This is a genomic window from Pseudomonas sp. 22072 (assembly GCF_052046095.1).
In the GTDB taxonomy this organism is placed as follows: Bacteria; Pseudomonadota; Gammaproteobacteria; order Pseudomonadales; family Pseudomonadaceae; genus Aquipseudomonas; species Aquipseudomonas paracarnis.
The window spans coordinates 58,832-75,156 of the sequence record NZ_JBQEQE010000009.1 but is presented as its reverse complement, the minus strand read 5'-3'; the positions used below and the strand labels follow the sequence as shown (position 1 = coordinate 75,156).

At 59.4% G+C, this 16,325-nt stretch carries 14 protein-coding genes; 5 read left to right on the top strand and 9 right to left on the bottom strand.

The genetic code is table 11. The features are described from left to right. Nucleotides 1–84: 84 nt before the first annotated feature. Nucleotides 85–1,728: a DUF1302 domain-containing protein gene (locus tag ACTJLA_RS11815; protein ID WP_054896432.1), complete on the bottom strand. Its 1,644-nt coding sequence runs from the start codon at nt 1,726–1,728 to the stop codon at nt 85–87. Nucleotides 1,729–1,749: 21 nt separating this feature from the next. Further along, nucleotides 1,750–3,174 carry a DUF1329 domain-containing protein gene (locus tag ACTJLA_RS11810; protein ID WP_314543584.1) on the bottom strand — a complete coding sequence of 475 codons (1,425 nt, stop codon included), beginning with the start codon at nt 3,172–3,174 and terminating at the stop codon, nt 1,750–1,752. Between the two features lie 403 nt (nt 3,175–3,577). Between ACTJLA_RS11810 and ACTJLA_RS11805 the strand changes: the two genes are divergently transcribed. Together ACTJLA_RS11805 and ACTJLA_RS11800 are read left to right on the top strand one after the other, a co-directional pair. Beyond that, on the top strand, nt 3,578–4,159 hold the full coding sequence (locus ACTJLA_RS11805; protein ID WP_169918920.1) for a TetR/AcrR family transcriptional regulator: 582 nt from the start codon (nt 3,578–3,580) through the stop codon (nt 4,157–4,159). 205 nt (nt 4,160–4,364) lie between these two features. Next, nucleotides 4,365–4,931, top strand: a complete 567-nt coding sequence (locus ACTJLA_RS11800; protein ID WP_044273809.1) for a TetR/AcrR family transcriptional regulator — start codon at nt 4,365–4,367, stop codon at nt 4,929–4,931. 98 nt (nt 4,932–5,029) lie between these two features. On the opposite strand, the gene ACTJLA_RS11795 is transcribed toward ACTJLA_RS11800, so the two are convergent. The 3 genes from ACTJLA_RS11795 to ACTJLA_RS11785 are packed head-to-tail and all read right to left on the bottom strand — an operon-like array spanning nt 5,030 to nt 10,759. Beyond that, nucleotides 5,030–6,439 (bottom strand): efflux transporter outer membrane subunit, encoded by a 1,410-nt coding sequence (locus ACTJLA_RS11795; RefSeq protein WP_314543593.1) that lies wholly within the window; start codon nt 6,437–6,439, stop codon nt 5,030–5,032. A gap of 3 nt (nt 6,440–6,442) precedes the next feature. After that, nucleotides 6,443–9,574, bottom strand: coding sequence for an efflux RND transporter permease subunit (locus ACTJLA_RS11790; protein ID WP_054918955.1), 3,132 nt, complete (start codon nt 9,572–9,574; stop codon nt 6,443–6,445). Nucleotides 9,575–9,601: 27 nt separating this feature from the next. Beyond that, entirely contained in the window at nt 9,602–10,759 is a 1,158-nt protein-coding gene (locus ACTJLA_RS11785) for a MexC family multidrug efflux RND transporter periplasmic adaptor subunit (RefSeq protein WP_314543596.1), read from the bottom strand. Nucleotides 10,760–10,878: 119 nt separating this feature from the next. Between ACTJLA_RS11785 and ACTJLA_RS11780 the strand changes: the two genes are divergently transcribed. Then, nucleotides 10,879–11,490, top strand: a complete 612-nt coding sequence (locus ACTJLA_RS11780) for a TetR/AcrR family transcriptional regulator (RefSeq protein ID WP_054898511.1) — start codon at nt 10,879–10,881, stop codon at nt 11,488–11,490. Here the strand turns inward: ACTJLA_RS11780 and ACTJLA_RS11775 are convergent. After that, complete coding sequence (locus ACTJLA_RS11775) at nt 11,477–11,623, bottom strand: hypothetical protein (RefSeq protein ID WP_169918921.1); 147 nt, start codon at nt 11,621–11,623, stop codon at nt 11,477–11,479. The genes ACTJLA_RS11780 and ACTJLA_RS11775 overlap by 14 nt on opposite strands. Nucleotides 11,624–11,793: 170 nt before the next feature. Between ACTJLA_RS11775 and ACTJLA_RS11770 the strand changes: the two genes are divergently transcribed. Next, nucleotides 11,794–12,792 (top strand): AraC family transcriptional regulator, encoded by a 999-nt coding sequence (locus tag ACTJLA_RS11770; RefSeq protein WP_232241639.1) that lies wholly within the window; start codon nt 11,794–11,796, stop codon nt 12,790–12,792. 3 nt (nt 12,793–12,795) lie between these two features. After that, nucleotides 12,796–13,848: an AraC family transcriptional regulator gene (locus ACTJLA_RS11765; protein WP_072446649.1), complete on the top strand. Its 1,053-nt coding sequence runs from the start codon at nt 12,796–12,798 to the stop codon at nt 13,846–13,848. On the opposite strand, the gene ACTJLA_RS11760 is transcribed toward ACTJLA_RS11765, so the two are convergent. Genes ACTJLA_RS11760 through ACTJLA_RS11750 form a run of 3 tightly spaced genes read right to left on the bottom strand, consistent with a single transcriptional unit; the run spans nt 13,813 to nt 16,052 of the window. Beyond that, nucleotides 13,813–13,995: a DUF1810 family protein gene (locus ACTJLA_RS11760; RefSeq protein WP_374225741.1), complete on the bottom strand. Its 183-nt coding sequence runs from the start codon at nt 13,993–13,995 to the stop codon at nt 13,813–13,815. The two genes, ACTJLA_RS11765 and ACTJLA_RS11760, sit on opposite strands and share 36 nt — an antisense overlap. 12 nt (nt 13,996–14,007) lie before the next feature. After that, nucleotides 14,008–15,315 (bottom strand): sensor histidine kinase, encoded by a 1,308-nt coding sequence (locus ACTJLA_RS11755; RefSeq protein ID WP_054918947.1) that lies wholly within the window; start codon nt 15,313–15,315, stop codon nt 14,008–14,010. After that, a complete protein-coding gene (locus ACTJLA_RS11750) occupies nt 15,312–16,052 on the bottom strand; it encodes a response regulator (protein WP_054918946.1) in 741 nt (246 codons plus the stop codon). Before ACTJLA_RS11750 ends, ACTJLA_RS11755 begins: the two co-directional genes overlap by 4 nt. Nucleotides 16,053–16,325: the final 273 nt, after the last annotated feature.

Sequence of the window (16,325 nt, the reverse complement as noted above, 5' to 3'; positions counted from 1 at the left end):
GCGAGAACAGCCATTGTTCGATGCGCGGTAACACGCCGCGCGAAGTGCTTTGCTTAAGGTTCAGGGAACTGTTCACGGCGCGCCTCACAGGGTTCGGGAAACCACAAGGCCAACGTAATCGCGATCACGCAGCAGTTGATCGTAAGGGGTCTTGCCGCCCATGAACTTTGCGTAGTTGGCCGAGATTTGCCAGCTCGCCGGATTGCGCACGAAGTTGAGGTAGAGGTTCATGCTGCTGGCGTCTTCGGTGAAGGTGGCCGACAGGTTCGGGGTGCGTCCGTTGATCGAGCGCGAGTAGAACACTCCCGGCGTGACCTGCCAGCCAGGAACGAGCGTGTTGTCATAGGTCAGGCTCAAATCGAGGCTGATGCCAGAGGAGGTTTTGTTACCCTTGGCGCTCGGCGCGATGGCCGGGTCCAGTTGCCAGGTATTAAGGCCGGCGGCGATGGGTTCCCCGGCGTAGTCGTTATGCAGACCGGGGTATTTCACGACCACCAGTTCGCTCAACAAGGTACCGGTGCTGGCACCGGTGAATTCGAGCAAGGTCGGCGAGTTGGACGGCGTCATGCTGTAGATGCCGGTCAGGTGCCATTGCAGTTTCTTTGCGTCTTTCCAGCATTTGCCACCGTTGGCGGCGCAAGCGTCGATGACCGGGTTGAGCGGTACCGCATCCTTGGGACGATAGGACAACTCGGTGCCCAGTGCCCAGTCGCCGACCGGCATATTGGCGCTGATGCCGTACATCATGCGGTCTTCCGGATATTCCCAGGTCGGCGCCGCGGCGAAGGTTTGCGGATCCACCTGCACGCTCAGTGACGGCAGTTTGTCGTGATAACGCATCACGTACAGACCCAGGTTGAGATCGGTGTTGTCAGGCTGCCAGCGCAGTGACACGCCCCATTGGCCGCTGTTGCGCGCCTCTTTTTCATCGTACCCGTAGGTACCCCTGCCCTCACCCAGCGCGTGGGTGGTGGACCAATAGCTCCCTACCGGGGGCAATTCACTTTTGTTCCAATTGAACTGCCAATACGCCTCGATATTCACCCCGGCACCAAGCCCCGACGCCAGGCTCAACATCGGGGCCGGCAGCAAGGCTTCCTTGAGCTGGGTACCGGGACGCGACAATGCCATGACATCGTAAGCGTTGGTGTTGTTGATGCCGCCAGCAGCGAACAGACTCTCGCCCCAGTTGATCACCTGATTACCCAGGCGAGCGCGAACACGTTGGTCACCGACATCGAAACTCTTGCTCACCCACAGATCCAGCAGACGCGCCTTGAACTCCAGATCGTCTCGGGCGCCACTGGTGAGGCCGTCGCTACCGACACCTTCAGGCCGGTTAGCCGATAGCGCACCGCTGGTGTCGGTCGCGGCAAAGTCCCGAATCCAGCTACCGCGCGCCATGAACGTGTAGTCTTCGGGAAACTTCAGCACCAGTTCATGGATGCCTTTTATGTAGTTGGTGAACAGGTCGCCCCGGTCGTAGTTCAAGTCGCCCTGGTCACCAACACCTGCGCTGGGCGCCAGACAGCCGCTGGGTGGATTGTGCCCGCCGGGGCCGCTAGTGATAAGGTTGCAGCCGCGCGATTCGGTGCGCAGTCCCATGCCCACGGCGATGGTGGAGTCGAAAGAGCCGCGAATGTTTTCGGTTTCAAAGGTGAACGCCATGGCAAATGGGGTTGCACACGCGATGACAAGACCTGAGGTTCTACTGATTATTTTTTTCATGTCTGTTCCCGAAAGCCGCTATCAGCGTTCGCTGTTGGCGCGCAGGTTGTCGGAGGTGTAGAAGTCGCGTTTCAGGCGCGGATTGCTCGCCCCGTCGGTCAGCCAGCGATGGTCGTTCTTGCCGGTGCCAATGGAGGTCATGTCGTACAGGTAGCGACCGTCAACCAGGTTGTATTGCGCCTGGGCTTCCATGTCGCAGGTGCCGGTCTCGTACACCGGGATCGTGTAACCCTCGCGGACCTTCCAGATTTGCCCCTGCTTGTCGTAGTCCACCGCCATCAGCGCGTTCCAGCTGTCTTCGTCGATGTAGAACAGACGCTTCGGTGCCTGATGGCGCATGCCTTGGCGGACGGTCGCTTCGACCACCCACACGCGGTGCAGCTCATAGCGACGCGATTCGGGAGCGATGAAGTCGCGCTTGGCCACCTCCTCGATCTTCGCCGAGTTGTCGTAGGCCCCGAACGAGTTGTAGGGCACAAGCATTTCCTGCTTGCCCAGCAGCTTCCAGTCGAAGCGGTCCATGGGGCCGAAGAACACGTTGGATTCATCGATGGTGTATTGATTGTCCAGGCCGATTTGCGGTGCGTCGTAGGAATACGCCGGCATGCGCCGCACGCGGCGCTGGCCCGGGAAGTAATAGAACGTGGTGGCTTGCTCGCCGGCCTTGGTGGTGACCACCCCGGCTTGTCCGGCAAGCGCGGCGGGGTCGGTGTAGCTGAAGTAGGTGGCGACTTCCAGGCGATCGAATGACGAGAACAGCGCGCTGCCCTTCACGCCCCATGGTGTGTACATGAACCAGTCGGTGGAGGTGCGCAGCCAGTCTTCACTGCCCTTGCGTGGCGAAATTCCGGAAACGGTTTTCGACATATCGAAGCCAACGCCGCGATAGCGCATTTTCATGTTCCACATCACTTCGGCACCCGAGGCTGGAAATGGAAACGGAATGCCTGGAACATAGGCTTCCTGCAACGCCAGGCCGTCGCCGTCGAGCTTGGCGAAACCGACGTTCTTCTTCGTGTTCTGCGCGACGAAATCCGGCACGCCACAGCTGCGTCGTGTCGGGTACACGTCCATCCGGTAGCCGGGAATCTTCTTGAACATTTCTACCTGGCCCGGTGAAAGCTTGCTGGCGTATTTATCGACGTTGCCCGAGTCGATGCTGAACAGCGGCTTGTCATCCTTGAACGTCCATTGCTTGCCGCGCACTTGGCCATGGGTCCAACTGCCACCTTGAGGACCGGGTGCTGTCCACGCGGGAATCACCCCGTCGGCACTGGCCGCCGCCTCGCCTCCCAGCGGAGTCAGTTTGGTACCGAGTAATGCTGGATCCTTATCTGCTGCCTGTGCCGTACAGAAAAACGCCGAGGTCGCGACGGCCGCGACCAGATGCCGGATTACGACGCCAATAGAAAAATTGTTATGGGGGCGCTCAATCATTGTGTTCATGGGAGGGATCCTCGTGGGCCTTGATCAGCAACGGGGTGGTCTTTACGGTGGCAACCCGTTGCCTGCGCTAACCTAATCAACTGACTTGATCAAATGACCAAGTCGAGTAATCAAAGCAAGCCCGGTGCCAAGATCCACAGAGCGGGAATTAGTCGTTTCTTATCAATCGATTGCGCGATCGAGGGGTATACAGCGCGATAAAACTGCCGGAGGATGTTTCCGTTTGTTTCGCCGAAACGCACCGATTCGGGAAATAACGAAACAGTTGTTACCATTATTGGTGCAGCCGTTTCATGTCCCCTTTCCATTCATGACGCCTGGCGATTTGTTGCTGTAGGATCCGCAAGCGTCGACATCGCCCTTGTCGTTATAGGGCGCCAGGAATAAAGGAGATTGCTGAACCATGGCCAGAATGGGCGCTGAATTACGCCGGCAGGATTTCGTCGAGGCAACGATCAGAGTGATCGCCGAGCATGGCGTAGCCAATGCCACGACCCGCCGTATTGCGGCGCAAGCCGGCTGTCCGTTAGCTTCGTTGCATTACGTGTTCCATACCAAGAACGACCTGTTTTATGCGGTCTACGAATCGCTGTTCAGCCTGCCACCGCAAGCGCTGGAACAGGTACCGGCCGGGGCCACTGCTGCGGCGACGGCAGCCGAAGTTCTGCGGCAATTGATCACTTGGTTCATCGATCATCCGGATGCGGCCAGGGCGCAGACCGAGTTGTTCTTCTGGGCAATGCGCAATGACCCGCAAATGGCCAGCAAGATTTACTCGGTGGCCATTGAAGCCACCGAGCAGGCGCTGCAGCGAGCCATGGGAACTGAGTTGAGCGAAGCGTTTTTAAAGGCGTCCAGCCGCTTGCTGATTCAACTGGTAGACGGGCTGACCATTGCCTGGTCGGCCCACGGTGATCTGGATCGATTGCGAGCCGAAACCGAGACTGCTTGCACTGCGCTGGCCTTGTTGGTGGCCAGTCACTGAGTCGATCCTTGCCCAGGCGCCGCATGGGGATCAGATCGCGCAGGCCTCTTACAATTCATGACATTCGAACGGTGCGCAACGCCGATCCCGTGATGAACAAAACTGTCTCAGATGAAGTCATTTGCTCTATTTCGGTGGTTTTCGTTGCAGTAATGAGCTTTTCCTGCACAATTCGGCGGATTGAAATTCGATTCGAGACCGACTGATGACCCTGACTCCTCAAGACGAACGACTTATCAAGGCGCTGGCCTTGGCCATCGTGGATCGCCCTCGGGCGACACTCAAGGAACTGGCTGAAGCGGCTGGCGTCAGCAAGGCTACGCTGCATCGTTTTTGCGGCACCCGTGACAACCTGGTGCAGATGATGGAAAGCCACGGTGAGACGGTGCTGAACCAGATCACCACCACCACCGACCTGTTGCACGGCGAGCCGGTACAGGCGTTGCGCAGTTTGATCAACGAGCATCTCGCGCATCGGGAAATGCTGGTTTTCCTGCTCTTTCAGTACCGCCCCGACACGTTTGCGGTCAATGGTGAGGGCGACCGCTGGCAGACTTATGCTGACGCTCTGGATGCTTTTTTTCTGCGTGGCCAGCAACTGGGCGCGTTTCGTATCGATGTCACCGCCGCGGTTTTCACGGAGCTGTTCCTGACCATGATTTTCGGCATGGTTGATGCCGAGCGCCGTGGGCGCGCGGCCAGTGCCAACTCGGCCAATGTGCTGGAACAGATGTTCCTGCATGGCGCGGCCGGCGCAGCGAGTGCGTTGTAAGCCTTACTCGGTTTTCCTGGAAAAAAAAGCCCCGAGACCTTTCGGTCTGCGGGGCAAAGGCGGTTGGATGCGCCAACCAAAGGAGCTCTTGTCAGGCGTTATCTAACGGTTGTCGGCGTGGACCAACCTCCGCCCAGCGAACGGAACAGATCGACCAGAGCAATCTGGCGTTGCGTGCTGACCTCGATAAACGTTGTTTCATTGACGAAACTGGTGCGCTGCGCATCGAGATAACGCAGGTGGCTGTCGATACCGCCTTCATATCGGGCCTTGGCCAGACTCAGGGTTTCAGTGCTGGTATTGGCCAGCGCGCGGCGCGCGGCCTCCTCCCGGCGCAAGGTGTCGGTGGCAGCCAATGCATCGGCGACCTCGCGGAACGCCGTCTGAATCGTGCCTTCGTAGGTCGCCACAGCTGAATCCTTGCGGGCTTCGGCCAGACTCAGCCCGGCACTGTTGCGACCAGCATCGAACAACGGCAGCGAAAGGTTCGGTACGAAACTCCAGGAGCGCGAACCGCCGTCGAACAGACCGGACATCTGCGCGCTGGAAGTACCAAAGCTGCCGGTCAGGCTGATACGCGGAAAGAACGCCGCCCGTGCCGCGCCGATATCGGCATTGCGCGCTTGCAGTCGATGCTCGGCCGCAAGAATGTCCGGCCGGCGCTCGATCAGCGTCGACGTGGTGTCCGCAGGGATGTCTTGCACCAGCATCGGCTGCGTCGTCAGCCGCTCGGGAATCACCTTGCCCGCGTCCTTTGTGCCCAGCAGCAAAACCAGCGCGTTGAACGCCTGCTGCTTCTCGCGCAGATTGCGTTCCTGTTCGGCTCGCGCCTGTTCCACCAGCCCCAGAGCTTCCTGATAATCCAGCGCTGTCGCCGTGCCGCTGGAGCGGCGCTGACTGATCAGCGCGAACGAGTATTCGCGGCTGCTCAGGGTTTGTTGGGTCAACTCCAGCCGACGCTGGGCGCCGTCGTGAACCAGATAGGCCTGGCTGACTTCGGCGATCAGCGCGATCTGCGCGGCGCGGGCTGCTTCTTCGGTGGCAAGGTATTCCTGCAGCGCAGAGTCACTGAGGCTTTTTACCCGGCCAAACAGATCCAGCTCGTATTCGGGCAGCGACAGACCGACCTGATACTGGCTGACCACCCCTGCCCGGCCGTCACTGGCCAGGTCCGACGGCAAGCGCTGGCGATTGCCGGACGCGCTTGCGTTCAGCCCCGGAACCCGATCGGCTCGCTGAATGCGGTACTGCGCCCGGGCCTGCTCGATGTCCAAAAGGGTCTGGCGCAACGAGCGGTTGTTAGCCAGCGCAACACCCACCAGACGGCGCAGGTCGGGATCGACGATGAACGACTGCCACGCCAACTGGTTGATCGGAGCGCCCTGTTTCAACGACTCGCCCGCCCAGTTGTCCGCAATCGGTGCGATGGGCCGCTCATAGGTCGGCGCCAACGAGCAACCGGCCAACAACATGGCGATCACCAGCGTAGAAAATCCTGAAATACGCATGTGTCACTCCTGAGCCAAAGCGGGTTGTTCAATGGGAGCCGGTTTACTGCGCAACATCGACAGCACCCACACAAAACAGATCGGTACAAACAACACACCCAGCAGTGTCGCGCTGAGCATGCCGCCGATCACCCCGGTACCGATTGCCCGCTGACTTGCAGCCCCTGCCCCGGTCGCCAGTGCTAGCGGCACCACGCCGAGAATGAAGGCCATGGAGGTCATCACGATTGGCCGGAAGCGCAGCCGTGCGGCCTCGATCGCGGCGTCACGCAGGCTGTAACCTTTCTCCCAGAGTTCCTTGGCGAACTCGACGATCAGAATCGCGTTCTTCGCCGCCAGACCGATGATGGTGATCAAACCGACCTTGAAGTACACGTCGTTAGGCATGCCGGCGACCATCACCGCGAGTACCGCACCGATGGCGCCGATCGGCACAATCAGCATCACGGTCAACGGAATCGCCCAGCTCTCGTACAGCGCCACCAGCAGCAGGAACACCACCAGAATGGCCAGCGCAAACAGTTGCGTGGCCTGACCACTGGAGACCTTCTCCTGGTAGGACAAACCGGTCCACTCGTAGCTGAAACCGGCCGGCAACTGCGCGGCGATACGCTCCATTTCTGCCATGGCTTCACCGGTGCTGTAGCCCGGCCCGGCATCACCGACGATGCGCACCGACGGATAACCGTTGTAGCGCACTACCTGCACCGGACCTTCCTCCCAATGCGTGGTGACGAAAGCGCTGAGCGGCACCAGATCGCCCGCGCTGTTGTGTACGTACAGTTTGAGCACGCTTTCCGGAGTCATCCGGTCGCCCTGCTCGGCCTGCACCACTACGCGCTGCTGGCGGCCGGCATTGGTGAAGTCGTTGATCACCTCCGAACCGAAAGCGGCAGACAACGCACTGCTGATCGATTCAAAACTCACCCCCAGGGTGCGCGCCTTGTCACGGTCGATCACTACGCGCAATTGCGGCGACTCCGCCAGACCTTCCATCATCGCGTAGAGAATTTTCGGGTTGCCGTTGGCCTGACCAAGCACCTGATCACGAGCAGCGAGCAACGCTTCCCGACCCAGGCCGGCACGATCCTGCAGGCGTAGGGCGAAACCACCGGAGTTGCCCAGACCGTCAATCGGCGGCGGTGGCACGGCCATCACCGCACCGTCGTTGGCCACGGCAAATTGCTCGTTCAGCGCATTGACCTCTGCCATGGCCGATTGATCTTCGCCACGCTCCGACCAGTCCTTGAACACCGGGAATGCCAGCGCTGCGTTATCGCCCATCCCGGAGAAGCTGAAGCCGGACACCAGGAACGTCGACTGAACCGCGTCACGGGTAGCCAGGTAACGCTCCAGTTGTTCGCCAGTCGATTCGGTACGGGTACGGGTCGCGCCCGGCGGCAGCTGGACGTCGACGATCATGTAGCCCTGGTCCTCCACCGGCACAAACGATTCCGGCAGGCGCAGGTAGAAGTAACCGAGCATGGCGATAATGCCCAGGTACACCAACATCATCCGGCCGGAACGCGCCACCAGCCCGTTGTTCAGGACTGAATAGCGATCGGTGAGCTTGGCAAAGCCACGGTTGAAGGCGCCGAAGAAGCCGCGCTTTTCATGGTGCCCTTGTGGAATCGGCTTGAGCAGCGTGGCGCATAGCGCCGGGGTGAACGTCAGCGCGAGGAACCCGGAGAACAGAATCGACACCGCCAGCGATACCGAGAATTGCTGGTAGATCACACCGACCGAGCCGGACATGAATGCCAGCGGCATGAACACCGCCGAAAGCACCAGGGTGATACCGATGATCGCGCCCGATACCTGCCCCATCGCTTTCACCGTGGCGTCGACCGGCGACAACCCCTCCTCGGCCATGATCCGTTCGACGTTCTCCACCACGACAATGGCGTCGTCCACCAGAATGCCGATGGCGAGCACCATGCCGAACATGGTCATCATGTTCACCGAGAAGCCCAGCACGTACATCATCAGCAGCGTGCCCAGCAGACACACCGGTACCACGATCGACGGAATCAAGGTGTAGCGGATGTTCTGGAGGAACAGGAACATCACTAGGAATACCAGGACCATCGCTTCGATCAGGGTATGAATAACCTTCTCGATCGCGACATCAACGAAACGCGAGGTGTCGTAAGGAACGGAATATTCCACGTCATCCGGGAAGTAGGCCGACAGTTCGGCCAGGCGCTGCTTGACCGCAGTTGCGGTCTGGATCGCGTTGGCGCCTGGCGACAACTGGATCGCCGCTGCCACGGCGGGTCTGCCATTCAGGCGCGAGTTGAAGTTGTAACTTTCCTGACCGATTTCCACGCGGGCGACGTCGCCCAGTTTGACCGTCGAACCGTCCTCGTTGGCACGCAGGACAATACGAGAGAATTCTTCCGGATTATCCAGCGTACCTTTCACCGCCAGGGTGGCGGTCAGTTCCTGCTGGCTGCTGGTCGGCGTACTGCCGAAGCTGCCAGCCGGCACTTGCACGTTCTGGCCACGGATGGCCGCGCTGACGTCGTCGATGGATAGCCCGTAGCCCACCAGTTTCTGCGGGTCGAGCCAGACGCGCATCGCCGCTTCAGAGGAGAAGAACTGCAGCTTGCCGACGCCCGGAACCCGGCGTAGCTCGTTGTTGATATTGCGCGCGGCGTAGTCGCCCAATGCGGTGGTGTCACTGTGCTGGGTGCCTTCCTTATAGTTCAGCGCATAGATCAGCAGGAAACCGGCACTGGTTTGCTCCACCTCCAGACCTTGGGTCAGCACGGCTTGCGGCATCCGCGCTTCGGCTTTTTTCAAGCGGTTTTGCACATCAACCTGAGCGAGCTGCGGATCTGTGCCCGGCTGGAACGTCACTGCAATTTCGGCGATACCGTTGGAGTTGTTGGTCGACTCGAAATACAGCAGGTTCTTCGCACCGTTGAGCGACTCTTCGATCACGCTGGTGACCGAGTCCACCAGCACCTTCGCGGAGGCGCCGGGATAGGTCGCCGTCACCTTGATCTGCGGCGGCGCGACGTTGGGGTACTGCGCTACCGGCAGCATCGGAATGACCAGCAGACCGGCCAGAGAAATGAACAGCGCTACCACCCAGGCGAAGTTCGGGCGTTTGATAAAAAACAGAGACATCGGAATATCCTCGCGGCGACGGCGCCCTTACTGGTGCGACTCAGGCGACTGAGCCTGGGCTTGGGGCTGGGCGGGTACGACCTTGGCACCTGGTTGCAGGCCGCTCAGTCCGCTGACAATCACCTGATCGCCAGCCTTCAGGCCTTCACTGATCTGCCAGCGCGAACCCTGCATGGAACCGGTCGCCACATTGCGCGCTTCGGCGCGGCCGTCGGCGCCGACGACCATGACCTGCGCGCCGCCATCGCTGCCGCGCTGCACCGAGCGCTGGGGCACGAGAATGGCCTGTTTGTCGGTGCCTTGAGGCGTGCGCACGCGCACGAACATGCCCGGCAGCAACACGCCGTCGCTGTTGGCGAACTTGCCGCGTAATGACACCTGCCCGGTGCCGCGATCAACGGCGATATCGGTAAACATCAGTGCGCCCTGACGCTCAAAAGCGGTGCCGTCGACACGAATCGACAACGTCTTACTGTCATCAGCGGAGAGTTTTCCGCCCTTGAGCGATTCGCGCAGGCGCAGCGCGTCGGCGGCCGACTGAGTGAAATCGACATAGACTGGATCAAGCTGTTGAATCCGCGCCATCAACGTCGCGTCCCCCTGACCGACCAACGCACCTTCGGTTACCAGCGCACGGCCGACACGACCAGAAATCGGTGCAGTCACCGAAGCATAACCAAGGTTCAAGCGCGCGCTTTGCAGATCGGCCTGAGCCGAGCGCGTGGCCGCCTGGGCGCTGCGCAGGTCGGCCATGGCACTGTCGAAGTCTTGCTGGCTGACCGCCTCGACCTTCACCAACGGTTCATAGCGCTTGACCCGCGCCTGTGCCTCAAGTGCGACGGCCTGGGTGCGGGCCAATTCACCCTCTGCTCGCGACAAGGCCGCCTTTAGCGGCGCCGGGTCGATCTGGAACAGCAGGTCCCCGGCTTTGACATCCGCGCCCTCTTCAAAACGCTTTTGCATCACGATGCCTGGCACGCGCGCGCGCACCTCGGCGACTCGCATGGGCTCTACCCTGCCCGGCAAATCCGAAGTCAGAGCCAGAGGCTCCGTCTTTACTGCCAGCACCTCTACAGCACGCGCCACTTCGGCCACATCCGTTTGTTCATTCGACGGCCCACACCCGGCCAGCGCAATGGCCGCTGCCAGCGAGCCTGCCATCCCTATCGCACGCAAATTTCCCATCTCTCACCCAAGGCTTGATTGAACTTGGTGCGGATGCTACTTTGCAAACTCTAATGAGTCAACATTGTCTCATATGAGAATATTGTGATCCCTGTATAAACATCGCTAAAGGCGTGGTGATGACACCCAATTCCCATGATGAACAAATGCTCAAGTCGCTGACTATGGCGGTTGTCAATCGCCCCCGGGCGACAATGAAAGAGCTGGCGCAACTGGCGGGCATGAGTAAAGCGACCCTGCACCGCTACTGTGGGACACGGGAAAATCTAGGGCAGAGACTGGAGGAGTACGCCGAAAGTACGCTCAATCTGATTATCCGCAGCGCCGGTTTGCAGCACCTGCAGCCCTTGGACGCGCTGCGTCGATTGATCCGCGAGCACTTGGCTCATCGCGAATTGCTTGCCTTTCTTATGGCGCAATACCGCCCAGACTTCCTCGACTTCGAACGGGGTGACACACGCTGGCAGTTTTACCTGGCGGCGCTAGACGAGTTCTTCCTCAGAGGTCAGCAAAGAGGACTGTTTCGCATCGACATTACCGCAGCGATTTTTACCGAGCTGTTCATCACCCTGGTCTACGGCTTGGTGGATGCCGAACAGCGCGGGCGTGCAGCCAACGCCGAGTCGGCCCGAACGCTGGAGCAAATGTTCCTGCACGGAGCACTTTCTAGTGGCGAGTTCCGCGAGCACGCCTCTGTGCAGGAGCACGCTTCAGTCCTCAGAAATGCGTGAAGGCATCGCTGATGCTGGCAACCGGCGGGTGATTGGCATGATGAACAACATTGTGGTCAGCGGGCCGTGGCTGAACATACAGCGCACCCGAAATCAGCGCGACCACCAGCAAAGCGAACAGAAACCGACGCATCGTATACCTCCATCGTCCAGCCTTGGGCCGAACGCAGGTCTTTTGTTATTGGTCGTTCGAGTGTGGTCTCGGGACAAGGGTGAAAGCTTTGCATATCGCGCCAGAGATTTTGCATATCGTGCCAATACTTCTCAGGCCAAAGGCAGTATTTCATTCGAGAGGCTCAGATGATGTCCACAGTGCGTGGTGTTGCTTTGCTTGGTTTCAAGGCGTTTGCTACCAGTCAGGGGATTGATCCGGTTTCGGCGCTGGCGGAGGTAGACCTGCCCGAAGATCCGCTGAACGCTCAAATATCCGGCGCTCAATTCAATGCGTTGGTCCAGTTATGTGCGTTACGGTCGAGCAATCCCTTGTTCGGCTTACAGTTAGGCTTGCACCAAGGCACGCAAAGTCTAGGCACTCTGCTGTACGCCATGCGTAACGCGGCCAATGTGGGCGAATCGCTGAATCTGCTGACACGCTATTTCCATATACACAGTGACGGCGCACTAGTGCGCCTTGAACGCCGAGGCGGCAGTGCCCTTCTTGTGTACGAAGTCATTGACGGTACGTTGGCCTCAGTACATCAGACAGTGGAACTGGCGATGGGAGTTGCCGCATGCTTGCTCCGCGAACTGCTAGGGTACGCCTGGAAACCGAGAGCTCTGATGTTGCGCCACAGCGCTCCGGCCAGCCGCATTGCCTATCGCACGCTGCTGGGTGTCCCTCCGTGCTTTGACAGCACCGTCAATGCCTGGGTTTTCGATGAGTCATTACTGGCGAGACCTCTCGGAGCTACAGACGTCAGGTGTCAACTATTAGCCCAGCAACAGATCGACGAGTTAGCGCGCGTAACACTGCAAGAATTACCGTCTTATGTGCAAAAAAGGCTACGCAATGAGCTTGCCAATGGTCCGGTCACGCTTCGCGACATGGCCAAGTACATGATGATCAGCCCGCGCACCTTGCAACGTTATCTTCGGGCACAAAACACGCGATTTCAGGAGCTGCTGGACGAAACGCGCCAGACGATGGCCGCACGCTACCTCTGCGACTCATCGATCAGCCTGACACAGCTGGCAGGTATGTTGGGTTATGCCGACCTGAGCACCTTTTCCCGGGCTTTCACGCGCTGGAATGGCGTCAGCCCGCAGAAGTGGAAGCAGCGCATGCAACAAACTCTTGGGTAAAAAATGGCGTCCAATCCATTTATTCGTGCAATCAGTCTGACAGGGTTCGATCAATTTGCCCGGCGTCAGGGTCTGGACCCAAGCCGTATACTGCTACAGGCCCGTGTGCCTGCGATGTCGCTGCAGCGCCCGGAAGATATCCTCTCCTTCCAACAATATTGCAGCTTGTTGCAAATGTGCCGGCAGCGTTCGAATAACGCATTGTTCGGCCTGGAATTCGGGCTCCACCAAGGTGTCGACGTCTTCGGTGATATGTTTTTCCTGATCCACAACGCTCGAACCATCGGCGATGCATTGCTCGAACTGCGCGCGAATTTCGGGCTGTACAACGGCGCGGCACAGGTTGATTTGGAGGTTGTCGAAGGCGTCGCGTTGCTGAGTTATCGAACCGATGAGATGTCGATTGTCGGATTGCCTCAAGCAGAAGAACTGGCGTGTGGTGTCGGTTTAAAACTGATGCTCGCGTTGGCGGGGGATCAATGGCAACCTGAGGCGGTAATGCTTCGTCATCCGCCCCTTGCCGATGAGTGGGGCTATCGCCAGGCACTGGGTATTACACCAACGTTCTCAGCAGCACGTACTGGTCTGCTATTTGACGCATGCGTGCTGGCGCAACCACTGGATCGCTCCAGCGAAGCACTACATCAGATTCTTGCTACACATCTATCAGGTATAGAGCGCTTGTCGACAGACGTGATGCCTGGCTACGTCAGGCAATTGCTGCGTAACTTGTTGCCCAGCGGACGTGCAACGATCGACAAGGTGGCCGATTGCATGGCAGTCACCCCAAGAACCTTGCAGCGCCACTTGGCTCAAGAAAATACGTCTTTTCAGCAGTTGCTGGATGAGACTCGCCAACAACTGGCACGCAATTACCTGCTGGTTCCGACAGTCAGTCTTACACACGTGGCGCATCTGCTGGGTTACGCCGATGTCAGCACTTTTTCGCGGGCGTTTCATCGCTGGTTTGGTATGTCTGCGCTTGAGTGGTGCAGCCAGTCGGGGGTGAGCAGGCAGCCTTTATTGATTACGAGCCGGATGAAAGATCAGCTTTGAGCGGAGCGACCCAGCCCCTGCGTTTGCGGGGAAGACAAACCACGTCCAATGGCTCGTCTTGCGGCCCGCGCGCAGCTCGTCCATGACCCGACTGAACACCCGGCGCTGCGCCTCGACGAAACGGGACAGATTGAACGAATCCTGCATTATTCGCTCCTCCTACGATGAGCGCGTCGGTAATCTCAGTTCAGCGCACAGTCCGCCGCCTTCGCGGTTTCTCAAGGTCAGGGTGCCGCCGAGGGCTTGTGCCAGTTGCTGGGCGATAGCCAGGCCCAGGCCCGTGCCGCCGGTGCTGCGGTTGCGCGAATTTTCCACGCGGTAAAATGGCTCAATCACACGGGCCAGCTCCTCTTCGGCAATGCCGGGACCACGATCCATCACGGTCACCGAGAGGCTGTCGCCCTCCTTCGGCTCCACCCGCAGTTGCGCTGCACCGGCGAATTTGAGCGCGTTATCCGTGAGGTTTACTAGCACTCGGCGCAGCGCGTGGGGCCGCGTGTGAATCACTGCGTTGCTTTTGCCGCTGAGCTGCACGTCCTTGCCCATGTCCTGGTAGTCGAACACGAGGCTGTCGAGGAATGAATCAAGATCGGTACGGCGGCTTTCCTCGGTGGCGCCATGCACGCTGCGGGCATAGGCAACGCCTTCACGCACCAGATGTTCCATCTCGCCGAGGTCATTCCACAATTTGTCTTTGTCACCGCAGTCGTCCATCAACTCGGCACGCAGCTTCATGCGCGTGATCGGGGTTTGCAGGTCGTGGGAAATCGCCGCCAGCAGTTGCATGCGTTCTTTCAGATAGGCCGCAATGCGCGCCTGCATGGCATTAAAGGCGATGGCAGCGTGTGCGACTTCGGTCGGGCCTTGTTCATCCAGATGCACCGGGTGAGTGTTGGGATCAAGGTTTTCCACGGCCTGGGCCAGTCGGGTCAGCGGGCGTATGGCAATACGCACAGCCAGCCACGTGCATAGAATCATCAAGGCCAACTGGCCCAGCAAAACCACCGGCAGCCACGGCGACAACGGCACCATCGAGGGGCGCACGTCGATGGTCACCGGGCTGCCGTCGGCCAGTTTCAGATGGACCTGGAAATGTTTGATAGGCCCGGGAATGTCTGTCACGGTCATCGGGTAATCCTTGCCGATGGCCTCCTTGATCGAGGTCACTGCAATCGGCGTGTCACGCAGAGCGACGCCTGGCGAGCCTTCGCCGAGCAAATAGCGGTAATTGCGTCGATCCAGTTGTTTCAACCAACTCATGCGTTCCTCGGCGGGCAAGCGGTCAAGGATGGCAATGGACGTCGATACATCGGTTTCCAGGTTACCGAGCATGGTGTTTTTCGCGGTTTCGTAACGCTCGTAATACTGCACGCCGAAGGACAAGGCCTGCGCCAGGGTCAGCCCGACCAGAAAGATCAGCGACAGCCGCGAGATGAGGGTACGAGGCCAATGCAGCGAAGGCTTCATGCCGGTGCTCCAAGCACTTCCACTGGCAGCGAGAAGACATACCCTTCGCTGCGCACGGTTTTGATGTAAGCCGGCTCGCGGGCATCGTCAAGCAGGCGTTGGCGCAGGCGGCTGACCAGCAGATCAATGGAACGGTCGAACAGGTCGGCGTCACGGCCCTGGGTCAGGTTGAGCAACTGGTCGCGATTGAGTACCCGTTGCGGATGGTCGAGGAACACCCGCAGCAGGCGATATTCAGCGCCGCTGAGGGCGACCATGGTGCCGTCTTCATCAAGCAGATGGCGGGCGGAGGTGTCCAGGCGCCAGCGCCCGAACCCCAGCAACCTTCCGGTTTCGGTAACGACCAGGTTGGGCGGCAGCATGCGCGTACGGCGCAGCACAGCGTTGATGCGCGCCAGCAATTCACGGGCGGCGAACGGCTTGACCAGGTAATCGTCGGCGCCCATTTCCAAGCCGATGATGCGATCGGTTTCGTCGTTGCGGGCGGTCAGCATCAGCACCGGCGTGGCCTTGTGTTTGCCGGCGCGAATGTCGCGGCAGAGCACCAGGCCATCGTCGCCGGGCATCATGATGTCCAGCACGATCAGGTCTACCGGCGTGGCCTCGAGAAACGAGCGCATCTGGCGGCCATCGGCAACCACGGTGGTCCGCAGGCCGTTCTTCTTCAGGTAGTTGCCTACCATCTCTCGAATCTCACGGTCATCGTCCACGATGAGGATGTGATCAACGTGTTCCATGGGCCAAGCCTCTGTCATTGGAAATTGCGGCTCAGTCTATAGAGGCTGAGCCCGTTCGCCCGCGGCGGTTTGTATTGCAGTGTATCTGCTGTGGCGAAGGATACATGCAGAGGCAAAAACAACAATTTCCTAGGTTTTGTATGGCTGTGTATCGGGACGGGGTCCTGATACGAACCGATTTATCCGCGCCTGTTTTTGACACAGACGAGATACCTCGCGGGCTTCTAATGAGCCACATCGAGGCCAACCCTAGCGCCTCGGCTCAACCGAACG